The organism is Leisingera sp. ANG-M1 (genome assembly GCF_000813745.1).
Classification (GTDB): Bacteria; Pseudomonadota; Alphaproteobacteria; order Rhodobacterales; family Rhodobacteraceae; genus Leisingera.
Genome location: NZ_JWLC01000025.1, coordinates 96,281 through 109,179 on the forward strand (window position 1 = coordinate 96,281; position 12,899 = coordinate 109,179).

Sequence of the window (12,899 nt, forward strand, 5' to 3'; positions counted from 1 at the left end):
GGAGCAGCAGGGGGCGGGGGCTATCACTTGGAAAGCCCGCCGCCCGTCTGTTCAGGTGCAGATCAAGCGGCCGCTTATGCGCCGTTGTTGCAGGTGCCCAGGGCGCCGCCGGAGAACTGCGGGTGGTCAGGCGCATAGGTGACCTGTTCAACCGGGGTGACTTCGACGATTTCGAGCAAGTCGAATTCCGAAGTCGGGTTCTCTTTCCCTTTCACGACCAGCACGTCCTTGAAGCACTGGTGGTCGGCGCCGCGATACAGCGTCTTGCCGTTGCCCAGTCCGTCGAACTCATAATCTTCGAGCGCTTCGGCGACAGCACAGGGTGCAAAGGAACCGGCGCGTTCCACCGCATCAGCATAGAGCAGGGTCTGCACATAGGTGGTGTGCGCGGCCTGGCTCGGCGGGAAGCCGTATTTGGTGCCGAAGGAGCGGACAAACGCCTTGGAGCCCTCATCCTGCAGCGTCCAGTGCCAGTTGGTGGAGCCGAAGATGCCTTTCACGTTGGCGCCGGCGCCCTTGGCCATCAGACGCGAGTAGAGCGGCACAACGATCTGGAAGTCCTTGCCGTTCACCTGCTTGTCGCGCAGGCCGAACTGCACTGCGTTGGTCAGCGAGTTCACCATGTTGCCGCCGTAGTGGTTCAGAACCAGCGTGTCGGCGCCCGACTGGAGGACCGGAGCGATGTAAGACGAGAAGTCGGTCTGGGTCAGCGGGGTTTTTACTGCAGCAACCGTATCCCAGCCCATGGCTTCGGTCGAAGATTTGACCGCTTCCTCGGTGGTGTAGCCCCAGTTGTAGTCCGCAGTCAGGTGATAGGCCTTGCGGTCCTTGCCATAGGCATTGGCCAATACCGGCGCGAGAGCGGCGCCGGACATGTACGAGTTGAAGAAGTGGCGGAAACCGTTGGCCCGCTTGTCCTTTCCGGTGGTGTCGTTGGAGTGGGTCAGGCCCGCCATGAAGATCACGCCTGCCTCCTGGCAGAGCGCCTGAACCGCCACAGCCACACCGGAGGACGAGCCGCCGGTGATCATGATGGCGCCGTCCTTTTCGATCATCGACTTTGCCGATGCGCGGGCGGCGTCGGACTTGGTCTGGGTGTCGCCGGTGACATACTGCACCTTCTTGCCCAGGATGCCGTTGCCTTGCAGCGCCTTAGAGCTGAAGGTGTTCATCATGCCGCCGTCGCCGCCGCCGTTCAGATGCTCGACCGCCAGCTCATAGGCGCGCAGCTCGTCGGCGCCTTCGTCGGCATAGGGGCCGGTCTGGGGAACGTTGAAGCCGAGTGTGACGGTGCCGCCGGTCGGTTCATTGGTAAATGCGTGCGCGCTTTGCGCTGTAAAGATTGTCGGCAGCGCAAGCCCTGCGCCTGCCACGGCACCGGTCCGCAAAAGACCACGGCGCGAAACGTCGAGTTTAGACATGTATTCCTCCCTAATATGATTGGTCCCTTGCAGCTCCTCACTTCTGCGCGGTACCAGCACAATTCGTGCAAAATCAGTATGCGGGGGTCATGTAAATTCAGGCAATAAAACCCTTTTATCACTTGAAAATTCTGTAAATAACTGAACAGTATTCTGTGGCATTCTGTAAACAAACTTATATTGCGTTGCAGAAAGCCCTTGAATTGGAAGTGTTTTGGGAGAGCCAGCGGAATGGCACGCGACACCCTGACCGGCAGCCGGATCCGCGAGCGGCGGCTCATTCTTGGACTGCGTCAGGCCGAATTGGCGCGGGAGGCTGGGATTTCGGCCTCCTACCTCAACCTGATTGAGCACAACCGGCGCAGAATCGGCGGGAAATTGCTGGTCGATATTGCCGGTGTTCTGGGGGTGGAGCCCTCGATGCTGAGCGAAGGGGCGGAGGCGGCGCTGATCTCGACCCTGCGCGAGGCGGCGGCGGACAGCGGCGTGCCGGTGGCGGAGCTGGACCGGGTGGATGAATTTGCGGGACGGTTCCCCGGCTGGGCCGAGGTGCTGGCCACCGGCCACCGGCGTATTGCCACGCTTGAGCGCACAGTGGAAACATTGTCGGACCGGCTGACCCATGACCCTAATCTGGCGGCCTCGGTGCATGAGGTGCTGTCCACCGCCGCCGCGATCCGCTCCACCGCCTCGATCCTGGCGGAGACCGGCGAGCTGGAAGCCGAGTGGCTGGACCGTTTCCACAAGAACCTCAACGAGGACTCCCTGCGGCTGGCTGAGAGCAGCCGGGAGCTGGTGAACTTCCTTGATGAGGGCGACACCGGTGAGGACCGCCGCGGCATGCCGCAGGAAGAGGCGGAAGCGTTCTTTCAGGAAAATGGATTTCATTTCCCGGCTTTGGAGGAAGCAGTTGCAGCGCCGGAAGATTTGCTGCAGGAGGCGCCCTTGCTGGTCAGCGATGCCGCCCGCAGCCTGGCGCTAGCGGCATTGGAGCAATATCAGGCCGATGCACGGGCTCTGCCGCTGAAAGATCTCGGGCAGGCGCTTGCCAGCGAGGGTATTGCTCCGGTGTCGCTGGCGCGGCGCTTTGGTTGCACCTTGCCCCAGGTGCTGCGGCGGTTGGCCGCGCTGCCGGAGGAGATGCTGGGGCAGGAGGCCGGGATGGTCATCTGTGATGCCTCCGGCACCCTGTTGTTCCGTAAACCTGTGACCGGTTTTGCGATGCCGCGGTTCGGGGCCTCCTGTCCGCTTTGGCCGCTGTATACTGCGCTGGTGCATCCGAATGTGCCGGTGCGGCGCAACGTTGTGCAGCATGGCCGCAATGCAGCTGCCTTTGATTGCATGGCAGTGGCCTGGGCGCAGGAAATACCGGATTTCGGTCAGGACCCGATGTACCGGGCAGTGATGCTGATCCTGCCCGGCGGCAAGGACGCGGAGGATCCGCAGCCGGTTGGCGCCAGCTGCCGGATCTGCCCGCGCCAGGGGTGTGCCGCGCGGCGCGAGCCTTCGATTCTGAAGGAAGAGTTTTGACAGCACTAAGGCCTCGCGGGTAACCTGCGTGAAATTGAATGCGTCTGCGGACCGGCGAGGCCGGGGGACAGCGCCGGGAGGAAATTCTGCTGATGGGCAGGCATGTTGTTCTGATCGAGGATGAGCCGAATATCACTGAGGCCATCCGGTTTCTGCTGACGCGCGACGGCTGGAGCGTGGATGCGCATACCGATGGCGCCACGGCGGTCGAAGTGATTCAGGACGCCGATCCCGACCTGGTGATTCTGGACTTGATGCTGCCGGGCAAAAGCGGGCTGGAGATCGTGCGGGAGTTGCGCGCGCAAGAGGACATGCAGGCGCTGCCGGTGCTGATGCTGACCGCCCGCGGCCAGATGCGCGACCGCGAGATGGCCGAAAAGGCCGGCGTTACCCGCTTTATGACCAAACCCTTCTCCAATGCCGAGGTGCTGACAGCGGTGCGTGATCTGCACGCCCAGGCCAGCCAGGGATGACCCGGACCGGCGGCGAGGAGCAGACCGGCACCCGCGCGGAACGCCAGACCTACCGCCGCCGCAGGCTGATGGATATTGCCCGCCTCTTGCCGGTGCTGGGCGCCGTGCTGCTGGCACTGCCGCTTTTGTGGCCCGAAGCCTCGACTCATCCGGCAGCGCGCGATGGCGTCAGTATGTCCACTGCCATCATCTATGTCTTTGCGGTGTGGGTTGCGCTGATCGGTGCCTGTTTCGCCTTCAGCCTGGCAGTTCAGAAATGGGCTGATCATTGGACGGGCGGCGGGCCGGACGGGGCAGGGGCGCCCGGCGGGACGGAGGACAGCTGATGGCCTCCCTCAACGTGCTTGCCTTTGTCTGCCTGGCTTATGTGGCCTTCCTGTTCTTTATCGCCTTTTGGGCCGACCGCATGGCAACCCGCGGCAAAAGCGCCGCCTGGATGCGCTCTCCGCTGCTCTACACGCTGTCGCTTTCGATCTATTGCACCGCTTGGACCTTCTACGGGGCAGTGGGATACGCGGCACGTTCGGGGCTGGAGTTTGTGACCATCTACCTTGGCCCGTCGCTGGTGATGATCGGCTGGTGGTGGGGTCTGCGCAAGCTGGTGCGGATCGGGCGCAGCCAGCGGATCACCTCCATCGCCGACCTCTTGTCCTCGCGTTATGGCAAGTCGAACCTTTTGGCGACCGGCGTGACCATCCTCGCGGTGATTGGTGTCACCCCTTATATTTCTCTGCAGCTTCAGTCGATTACGCTGTCTTTTGCAATCTTTGCTGAGGCTGATCCGCTGCGCAGCTACAATGAATCCTCCACCGTCCTCTGGGTGGCGGTGGGGCTTGCGGTCTTTGCCATCCTGTTCGGCACCCGCAACCTTAATGCGAACGAGCGCCACCATGGGGTAGTCACCGCCGTGGCGCTGGAGGCCATCGTCAAACTGGCGGCACTGCTGGCGGTCGGCGTCTTTGTGGTCTGGGGCGTGGCCGGCGGTGTAGGCGAAACCCTGCAGCGCATTGATGCCTCGCAGATCGGTCAGTGGAATGTGGACGGCAGCCGATGGGCCACGATCACCTTCCTGGCAGCGGCGGCCTTTGTCTGCCTGCCGCGGATGTTCCAGGTGATGGTGGTCGAGAACGAGGACGAGCGCCACTTGCGGATCGCCTCCTGGGCGTTTCCATTGTATCTGCTGCTGATCTCGATGTTTGTGGTGCCGATCGCCGTCGTCGGGCTGGAGCTGCTGCCCGCGGGCGCCAATCCGGACATGTTTGTTCTGACGGTGCCTTTGCAGCAGGGGCAGCAGGGGCTGGCGGTGCTGTCGTTCCTGGGCGGGTTCTCCTCGGCGACCTCGATGGTGATCGTGGCGGCGATGGCACTGTCGACCATGGTGTCGAACCATATCGTGATGCCGCTGTGGCTGCGGCTGCAGAGCCGCCAAGCCTCGGTCTCGGGCGATGTGCGCGATATCGTGCTGTTTTCGCGCCGGGTGTCGATCGCTGTGATTATGGCGCTGGGGTATTTCTACTACCACCTCTCCGGCGGTGCCGCGGCGCTGGCTGCCATTGGCCTGATCTCCTTTGCCGGTGTGGCGCAAATCCTGCCGGCTCTGGTGGGCGGGCTGTTCTGGCGCGGCGCCACCCGCAGCGGTGCCCTGGCCGGGCTGACCGTGGGGTTCGCGATCTGGCTTTACACCATGCTGCTGCCGGCATTGGGCGGAGGCCTGCTGCCGGACCACATCCTGCGGGAGGGGTTGTTTGGGCTCAGCTGGCTGCGCCCGCAGGCTTTGTTTGGGATCGAAGGGCTGGATCCGACCGTGCATGCGGTAATGTGGTCGATGAGCCTCAATGCGCTGTCTTTCTGTCTGGTCTCGCTGATGAGCTTCCCTAGCCCGATCGAACGGCTGCAAGGCGCGCAATTCGTCAACGTGTTTGAGCATTCCGCAGGTCCGCGCGGCTGGACCGGCTCGGTGGCGCAGTGCGAAGACCTGATGATTATGTCGCAGCGCATCCTGGGCGCCCATGAGGCGCAGGCCTTTTTCCAGCGCGAGCGGCTGCGCCAGGGCGGCCGCGGCCCGCTGCCGGAACCAACACCAGCCTTTCTGGAGCGGCTGGAGCGTGAACTCAGCGCCTCCATTGGCGCCGCTGCGGCACACGCGATGATCGGCCAGATTGTTGGCGGCTCCTCGGTTTCGGTGCAGGACCTGCTGGCGGTGGCGGATGAGACCGCGCAGATGCTGGAATATTCCAGCCGCCTTGAAGCCCAATCCGCCGAGCTATCCGCTACGGCCCGCAAACTGCGGGAAACAAACGAGAAGCTCACTCAGATTTCCGAGCAGAAGGATGCTTTCCTGAGCCAGGTCAGCCATGAGCTGCGCACACCGATGACGTCGATCCGTGCGTTTTCCGAGATTCTGCGCGATGACGGCCAGCTGAATGCGCAGGAGCAGCGCCATTATGCGGGCATCATTCATGACGAAACGCTGCGGCTCACGCGGCTGCTGAACGATCTGCTGGACCTCAGTGTACTGGAAAACGGCCAGGTGAGCCTGAACATGACGGCAGGCACGCTGACAGAAGTGCTGGATCATGCGGTCTCTACCGCATTGGCCGGATCGGAACGCGGGCTCAAGGTCCGCCGCGCGCCCGAGGCAGAGGGGTTCCGGATTTCTTCGGATCTCGACCGGCTGGCGCAAGTCTTCATCAACTTGATCGCAAATGCGCAAAAATACTGCGATGCGGAGGAGCCGGAGCTGACCATCACAGCCACGGCCGCCGGCGGCCAGCTGCTGATCGACTTCACTGACAACGGCAGCGGCGTGCCTGCGGATTTCCAGCAGATGATTTTTGAGAAATTCTCGCGGGTTAGCCCTGAGCGCGCCGGCGGTGCCGGGCTTGGGCTGGCGATTTGCCGCGAAGTGATGCAGCGGTTGGGAGGCGATGTTTTCTATTTGCCCGGCCACAATGGCGGCGCTTTCCGGGTTTCCATACCTGCAGCGAGTGAAAAGGCGGCGTGAGGCGCTCCAAAGTACAGAAGTTGTTAACCTCCTTTCAGGTAAAACCATGAAAACGGGGCGCTAAATTAGGCAGGTTACCCAGACTATGTCTGAAACAGAAGCAGCAGAGGCGGGCAGCGGCAAGCAGGGAGTGCTGGCACGCAAGCTCGCAGCGACAAAGGAAGGCGTAGGGGCGCTCAGCAGTTCCCTGACGCTGAAGGCTTTGCGCCGCTCTGTTGCGCGCGCAGCAGCCGACTTGTGCGATCTGCCGATGGCGGTGCTGGCGGCACGCCAGGCCAACCGTATTCCCGAAGATCTTGCCCAGAACCTGTCGGACAAGGATCTGCTGGTAGTGCTGGATTGCCCGCATGGACGTATGGGCGCGGCCAGCATGGATGCCGCAACAGTGACGGCGCTGATCCAGCAGCAGACGATTGGCACCGTGATGGGCAAAGCCCCGGATGAACGCAACTATACTCCTACTGACGCGGCAATGACGTCCGAGTTCCTGGAACGCACCTTTACCAAGGTGGTGGCGATGCTGGACGGGCATGCGGATCAGGCAATCTTTACCGGCTACCGCTTTGGCGCCCAGGTCGAGAATGTGCGCAGCCTGGTGCTGGGGATGGAGGCCGAGGATTACCGGGTGATCGAGCTGACCCTGGATCTCGCCTGCGGAGCCATGCAGGGCGTGATGAAGCTGATTCTTCCCGAACCTACCGCCGAAGAGCTGCAGGAGAGCAGCGGCAACGGTGCCAATGGCCCCTCGCTGGGCGGTAACATGGGATCGATCCGCGCAGAGCTGTCGGCAGTTCTGTGCAAGATGCGGGTGCCGCTGAACGAATTCGCGGGTCTGAAAGTTGGCGACACCCTGCCGCTGGATCAGGCCTTCCTCTATGAAACCGATCTGCTGACCATTGGCGGCCAGCCGATTGCTCAGGGGCGCCTGGGCCAGATGAACGGATCACGGGCGGTGCGGCTGAATCAGCCGAGGACCAAGCTTGTAGGTGATGCGGGTGCGCTGGATGCCGGATTCTCAGACGGAGCAGGGCCGGAGCCGGCCGCGGCGATGCCTCCGGCCATTGATATGGGAATCGCGGCCCAAGGGCTGCAGGACCCGATGGATGATGCGGGCTTGCCTGTGCTGGAGGCTGCACCGGGACTGGGCGGCGGCATGGATTTTGACGGCGGTGCTGCGGATCTCATGAGCGGGCTGGACGGCGGCCTGGATGGAGCCATGGATCCGATGGATCTGGGCGGGCTTGGCGGTGACGGCGCGCTGGCCATGGATGGCTTGGATGGCGGCCTCCCCGATTTGCCTGACCTGCCGGGCGGCGGAATGGGTGATTTCGATGCTGGCGACGCAGCTGCGGAAATCTCGCAACTGGCGGGGCTGGACGGGGTCCTGCCGGAAAACAGCTGATCCGGCAGTACAGCTGCGCAGACATTGCCACGCCGGTGCCGGGTTGCTCCGGGTGAAGTGCGGCGCAGCGCCTGCTAGCAGTGCCCCGGATACAGCACGGACAAACTCAAGTATTTCGCCGGGTTTGGAGCGCTGGCTCAGCCTCGATTGTGTTCCGGTTTAGTCAGGAAGAATAGCGGCACTGTTTTTAGAACACATGCGAGCGGCGAAGACGCTCCGAGGGCAGGGATTGTTCAGGCGTCCTGCAGTGGACACCGGCTGCCCGGGCAGGCAGTCGGCGTGCGCTGGCGGGGATCAGTCCTCCGCCAGTGTTTCAAGCGCCGGCCGCAGGCCATCCAGCTGGTAGCCCGCTGCGCCGGTTTTTTCGAGGATATCATCGGCGCACATATCGCAGGCCTGGCTCAGCGCCCAAACAACTGAACAGCGGGTGCCAGAGGCGCAATAGGCCAGAACCGGGCCTTCGCAGCCCTCGTAGAGTTCACGCTGCAGCGCCACGTTATCCGGTGTCATGGTCTGGTGGGTCAGCGGCAGCACCTCGAACCGCAGCCCCTCGGCTTCGGCGGCGGCGCGGATGGCTTCAGCCTGATGGCTGGGCGGCACTTCCTCGTCCGGACGGTTGCAGATCACCGTCTTGTAGCCTGCGGCGGCAATGGCGGGCAGGTCCTCAGCCGAGATCTGCGGCGAGACCGAATAGCGGGGGGTGATTACGCGTGCATCCATGCCAATCCCTTTACGCGTTTGCGGGGCGCCGGTCCAGATGCCGGATGAGCCCAGGGGCGGCAATCATGCCGCAGATCATCGCGGCGAGGAACAGCGCGCCCTGCCAGCCGTTGTAGCTGAGCGAGGCAATGGCCGGCCCTGGGCAAAGCCCGGCCATCCCCCAGCCCGCGCCAAACAGCAGGGCGCCGAGAATCAGCCGCCGGTCCAGTCCAGCCTGCGGTGGGGCAGGAAAGCTGCCGCCGGTCAGCGGCGCGCGCGACTTTGCTAGCCGCCAGGCCAGCGCCATAGGCAGCAGGGCGCCGCCCATAACAAAGGCCAGAGTAGGATCCCAGGCGCCGAACAGGTCAAGAAAGCCTTGTACCTTGGCGGTGTCGGTCATGCCGGACAGCATCAGTCCGGCGCCGAACAGGCTTCCAGCGGTCAGGGCAAAAAACATCCGCAGCATCAGATCACCCCCAGCAGCTGGCGCAGCACTGCCAGGGTGAGGATGCCTGCCAGCATAAAGCCAAGTGTGGCCGTAATGCTGCGCAGCGACAGGCGGGAGATACCGCAGACTCCGTGGCCGGAGGTGCAGCCGCTGCCGGCCCGGGTGCCGATGCCCACTAGCAGCCCAGCGATAATGAGCACTGCAGCATTTCCAGTGACGTGCGTGGCTGGCGTGCTGCCAGTCAGCGAGATGATCAGCAGCGGCGTCAGAACCACTCCGGCGAGGAAAGCGATCCGCTCAGCCGCTGTGCTCCAGCCGCTGCGGTCCGCCAGACCGCCTAAGATTCCGCTGGCGCCCATGATGCGGCCATTGCCCAGCAGGTAGACCGCGCCGCCAAGCCCGATCAGCCCGCCGCCGGCGAGCCCCCAGATCCAATCCGATTCCATGTGATTTCCCCGCTCGCTCCGGTCAGATCTTGTTGACCGGGATTTTCAAGAACACGTCGCCTTGCTCATCCGGTTCCGGCATCTGGCCTGCGCGCATGTTTACTTGCAGCGACGGGAGGATCAGCCGTGGCATTCCCAGCGTCGCGTCGCGGGCATCTCGCATTTCGGTGAACTCCTCGATGCTGCGGCCTTCGCCGATATGCACGTTCAGCGCCTTTTGTTCGCCCACGGTGGTTTCCCAGGCATAGTCATCGCGCCCCGGCGCCTTGTAGTCGTGGCCGACAAAGATCCGGGTCTCGTCCGGCAGCGCCAGGATCTTCTGGATCGAGTTGTAGAGATCCTCGGAGGAGCCGCCCGGAAAATCGCAGCGGGCGGTGCCGAAGTCCGGCATGAACAAAGTATCGCCGACAAAGGCCGCGTCGCCGATGACATAGGTGAGGCAGGCAGGCGTGTGGCCCGGCGTGTGCAGTACCTCTCCGCGCAACTGGCCGATCATGAAGATATCGCCTTCGCGGAACAGCTGGTCGAACTGGCTGCCGTCGCGCTGGAATTCGGTGCCTTCATTGAAGATCTTGCCGAAGGTGTCCTGGATTACGGTGATCTGGTCGCCGATGCCGATTTTGCCGCCCAGCTGTTCCTGCAGGTAAGGAGCGGCGGACAGGTGGTCGGCATGCACGTGGCTTTCCAGGATCCATTCCACCCGCAGTCCCGCAGCTTTAACCCAGGCGATGACTTCATCCGCCGAAGCGGTGCAGGTGCGCCCGGCCGCCTGGTCATAATCCAGCACCGAGTCGATAATGGCGCAGGCAGAGCCTTCGGGCTCTCGCACCACGTAGGAAACAGTGTTGGTTGCTTCGTCGAAGAAGGCCTTGACGGCGGGGGTCATCTGTCACTCTCCCTTAGTTCGAAAATACATATATAAATTCAGGAATGTGTTTGCAAGCCTCCGATGGCACCGGCTGGCGCTTCCGGAAATCATCGCAGCGGCATGATATGTGTCAAGGCAGGGTGTTGCTGCATTGCGGTATCCTGGCCGCACCGCAGCAATTGCCCGTCAAACCGTCAAAGGGCCGGGAAACCTGCGCAAATATGAAGCATTGCACTCAATTTTCGCGGGTTTTCGTATTCCTGTTGCGAAATACTGGCACAATCGCATGACGTAGGGAGGACTGCTCATGACCAAGGAAGAACTGCTGCATACCGTAGAAGCGCTGGAGACCCGGATTCTGAGTGAGACTGGCGCGGACCGGCTGGCGATGCGGCCAGAATTCATCCGGCTGCTCGATTACATGCGTAAGAAAGGGGAAGAGGTTCCCGGGCGGTTCCGCCGCTTGGAGGCGGCGCTTTGCGAAGAGGCGGTCGAGGAAATGTTTGACAACATGCCGGTTTGAAGTATCGGCCGGGCATCGCCGGGTTTAGCCCAGGAAGATGCCGACCATCACCAGCATCAGCCCCAGGACCGACAGCAACAGCGCCCCCAGGTTATAGGGCAGCACCGATTGCACCACAGCGCGCAAGGCCTCGTCGCCCAGATTCTGGCGGCGGGCCTTGGCAACTTTGATGATGCACCAGATCAGCCCCAGGAGACCCGCGACGGACACTGCGGCTCCGGTCCAGACGATGAGATCGAACATAAGCGTGCTCCTGCGGGTTCATAAGTTCAAGCGCGCCTAGCCGATCCTGGCGGCTGGCGCAAGCTGTCCTGCCCGGCGTGCCGGATTTTGCTGCCCGGGGTTCCGGTTCTGCTTTCCCCGCTTGCGGCGCGGCGGACGGGGCGCTATCCCCTTGCTCCGACGACAACAACTCAGCACCTGCCGACGGAGCCCGGGATGGATATCACCGAAGACGAAAAAAGCGAAAACTACCGTGTGACCGCGGGCGAACTGCGCCAGTTTATCGAGCGGTTCGAGCGGCTGGATGAAGAGAAAAAGACCATCGCTGAGCAGCAGAAAGAGGTGATGGCAGAAGCCAAGGCGCGCGGCTATGACACCAAGGTGATGCGCAAGATCATCGCGCTGCGCAAGCGTGACCAGGACGATATCGCCGAAGAAGAGGCGGTGCTGGAAATGTACAAGGAAGCGCTGGGGATGTAATCCAGCCTGACCTTACCGGATATCGGGCCGCGCAGGGGTGACCTGCGCGGCCCCTTTCATTTGGGCTGCCGCCGGAATAAATTTTAAGCTTGAAATAAATCCGGCCCTGCAGGTAAGGTCAGCCGCAGGAGCATCAACACAAAGGAGCCCTCCATGCCGGCCATTAGCGTGCATCCCGAAGGATGGAAGCCAGCCAAGGGCTATGCCAATGGGATGGTGGCCGAAGGCAAATTGCTGTTTGTCGGCGGTCAGATCGGCTGGACGGCGGACCAGGTGTTTGAGGCGAAGGACTTTATCGGCCAGATGAGCCAGGCGCTGCGCAACATCCTGGAGGTGGTTGAGGCGGCAGGGGGCAGTGCCACGGATATCACCCGGCTGACCTGGTATGTGACTGACAAGGCAGAGTATTTGGCTCATCAGGCCGAGGTCGGCCAAGCCTACCGCGCAGTGATGGGCTACCACTTTCCGGCAATGACCATGGTCGTGGTCTCGGCTTTGGTCGAGGATGAAGCCAAGGTGGAAATTGAGGCAACAGCGGTACTGCCGTTCTAAATCCTGGATCACACGGTTTCGTGATCGCTCTTCCGCCGGGCTGTGCAAGCCGCCACATGTCTTGCGGCAGCAAAGGGAGAGCCACATGCGGATCAACGCCGATTTCAGCAAACGTGCCGCGGTGCATTTCGACGACACGCCTTGGGTGGCGAGCCCGGCACCCGGGGTGGAGCGCAAGATGCTAGACCGGATCGGCGAGGAGGTGGCCCGGGCCACCACCATTGTCCGTTTCGCGCCGGGATCCGCTTTCGCACCGCATGTGCATGATGGCGGCGAGGAGTTTCTGGTGCTCGACGGCGTGTTCCAGGATGAGCACGGCGACTTTCCGGCCGGCACCTACGTCCGCAATCCTCCAACCACCAGCCACACGCCTGCCGCCGCAGAGGGGGCGGTGATCCTGGTGAAGCTGCATCAGTTCGATCCGGATGACCGAACCGAAGTCACCGTTGCCACCAGCGCCAGTACTCCAGTGCAGGAGTTGTTCCAGGATACCGCCGAGGCCGTGACGCTGCAAAACTGGGGGCCGGGGCAGGCGGTCAGCTTAGGCGCGCCCGGCGGGATTGAGGCCTTTGTGGTGGCTGGAAGCTACCGTGAAAACGGCGAGGAGTTCAGCCGCTGGGACTGGCTGCGCTTGCCGCCCGGCAGCCGGTTCAACGCCATTGCAGGCCCGGAAGGGGCGCAAGTCTGGATGAAAACCGGTCATCTCGCGCAAATGGGTGCTTAAAGCGCCGAAAAGTTTCTGGCGTAAAAACAAATCCTTGCAAGCCGCTCCTGCCGGGGCGGCTTATTTTTTGCCATGATCAAAATTTTACCAGTTGATAAAAAATCAGA

The 12,899-nt window shown here is 62.5% G+C and carries 15 protein-coding genes; 9 read left to right on the forward strand and 6 right to left on the reverse strand.

Annotation, left to right across the window (positions count from 1 at the left end; translation table 11 throughout):
- Nucleotides 1-74: 74 nt before the first annotated feature.
- Entirely contained in the window at nt 75-1,421 is a 1,347-nt protein-coding gene (locus RA19_RS19820) for a substrate-binding protein (RefSeq protein ID WP_039166011.1), read from the reverse strand.
- A 231-nt stretch (nt 1,422-1,652) separates the two neighbouring features.
- On the opposite strand from RA19_RS19820, the gene RA19_RS19825 reads away from it, so the two are divergent.
- The 5 genes from RA19_RS19825 (at nt 1,653) to RA19_RS19845 (ending at nt 7,830) form a co-directional block, all read left to right on the forward strand.
- Nucleotides 1,653-2,951 (forward strand): helix-turn-helix transcriptional regulator, encoded by a 1,299-nt coding sequence (locus RA19_RS19825; protein WP_039166014.1) that lies wholly within the window; start codon nt 1,653-1,655, stop codon nt 2,949-2,951.
- A 92-nt stretch (nt 2,952-3,043) separates the two neighbouring features.
- The gene (locus RA19_RS19830) at nt 3,044-3,424 is read left to right on the forward strand and encodes a response regulator transcription factor (RefSeq protein WP_039166594.1); all 381 of its coding nucleotides are present in this window, start codon (nt 3,044-3,046) and stop codon (nt 3,422-3,424) included.
- The gene (locus RA19_RS19835; protein ID WP_052261949.1) at nt 3,421-3,750 is read left to right on the forward strand and encodes a hypothetical protein; all 330 of its coding nucleotides are present in this window, start codon (nt 3,421-3,423) and stop codon (nt 3,748-3,750) included. The genes RA19_RS19830 and RA19_RS19835 overlap by 4 nt, the downstream gene beginning before the upstream one ends.
- Nucleotides 3,750-6,428: an ATP-binding protein gene (locus tag RA19_RS19840; protein ID WP_039166016.1), complete on the forward strand. Its 2,679-nt coding sequence runs from the start codon at nt 3,750-3,752 to the stop codon at nt 6,426-6,428. Before RA19_RS19835 ends, RA19_RS19840 begins: the two co-directional genes overlap by 1 nt.
- Nucleotides 6,429-6,513: 85 nt before the next feature.
- On the forward strand, nt 6,514-7,830 hold the full coding sequence (locus tag RA19_RS19845) for a FliM/FliN family flagellar motor C-terminal domain-containing protein (protein WP_039166019.1): 1,317 nt from the start codon (nt 6,514-6,516) through the stop codon (nt 7,828-7,830).
- A gap of 294 nt (nt 7,831-8,124) precedes the next feature.
- Here the strand turns inward: RA19_RS19845 and RA19_RS19850 are convergent, their stop codons facing one another.
- From RA19_RS19850 to RA19_RS19865, 4 genes are read right to left on the reverse strand one after another with little or no spacing between them, the layout of a single operon-like run.
- Nucleotides 8,125-8,550: a TIGR01244 family sulfur transferase gene (locus RA19_RS19850; protein ID WP_039166023.1), complete on the reverse strand. Its 426-nt coding sequence runs from the start codon at nt 8,548-8,550 to the stop codon at nt 8,125-8,127.
- 10 nt (nt 8,551-8,560) lie between these two features.
- Nucleotides 8,561-8,995, reverse strand: coding sequence for a DUF6691 family protein (locus RA19_RS19855; protein ID WP_193748306.1), 435 nt, complete (start codon nt 8,993-8,995; stop codon nt 8,561-8,563).
- Nucleotides 8,995-9,423: a YeeE/YedE family protein gene (locus tag RA19_RS19860; protein ID WP_039166026.1), complete on the reverse strand. Its 429-nt coding sequence runs from the start codon at nt 9,421-9,423 to the stop codon at nt 8,995-8,997. The genes RA19_RS19855 and RA19_RS19860 overlap by 1 nt, the downstream gene beginning before the upstream one ends.
- Before the next feature lie 22 nt (nt 9,424-9,445).
- Complete coding sequence (locus RA19_RS19865; protein WP_039166029.1) at nt 9,446-10,309, reverse strand: MBL fold metallo-hydrolase; 864 nt, start codon at nt 10,307-10,309, stop codon at nt 9,446-9,448.
- Between the two features lie 289 nt (nt 10,310-10,598).
- On the opposite strand from RA19_RS19865, the gene RA19_RS19870 reads away from it, so the two are divergent.
- On the forward strand, nt 10,599-10,814 hold the full coding sequence (locus RA19_RS19870; RefSeq protein WP_039166032.1) for a hypothetical protein: 216 nt from the start codon (nt 10,599-10,601) through the stop codon (nt 10,812-10,814).
- A gap of 24 nt (nt 10,815-10,838) precedes the next feature.
- On the opposite strand, the gene RA19_RS19875 is transcribed toward RA19_RS19870, so the two are convergent.
- A complete protein-coding gene (locus tag RA19_RS19875) occupies nt 10,839-11,057 on the reverse strand; it encodes a hypothetical protein (protein ID WP_039166036.1) in 219 nt (72 codons plus the stop codon).
- A gap of 195 nt (nt 11,058-11,252) precedes the next feature.
- Between RA19_RS19875 and RA19_RS19880 the strand changes: the two genes are divergently transcribed.
- The 3 genes from RA19_RS19880 to RA19_RS19890 all read left to right on the forward strand — a co-directional run bounded on the left by RA19_RS19880 (nt 11,253) and on the right by RA19_RS19890 (nt 12,792).
- Nucleotides 11,253-11,516: a DUF2312 domain-containing protein gene (locus tag RA19_RS19880; protein ID WP_039130241.1), complete on the forward strand. Its 264-nt coding sequence runs from the start codon at nt 11,253-11,255 to the stop codon at nt 11,514-11,516.
- Between the two features lie 153 nt (nt 11,517-11,669).
- Nucleotides 11,670-12,068 (forward strand): RidA family protein, encoded by a 399-nt coding sequence (locus RA19_RS19885; protein ID WP_039166038.1) that lies wholly within the window; start codon nt 11,670-11,672, stop codon nt 12,066-12,068.
- Nucleotides 12,069-12,153: 85 nt separating this feature from the next.
- On the forward strand, nt 12,154-12,792 hold the full coding sequence (locus tag RA19_RS19890; RefSeq protein WP_039166040.1) for a cupin domain-containing protein: 639 nt from the start codon (nt 12,154-12,156) through the stop codon (nt 12,790-12,792).
- Nucleotides 12,793-12,899 lie beyond the last annotated feature (107 nt).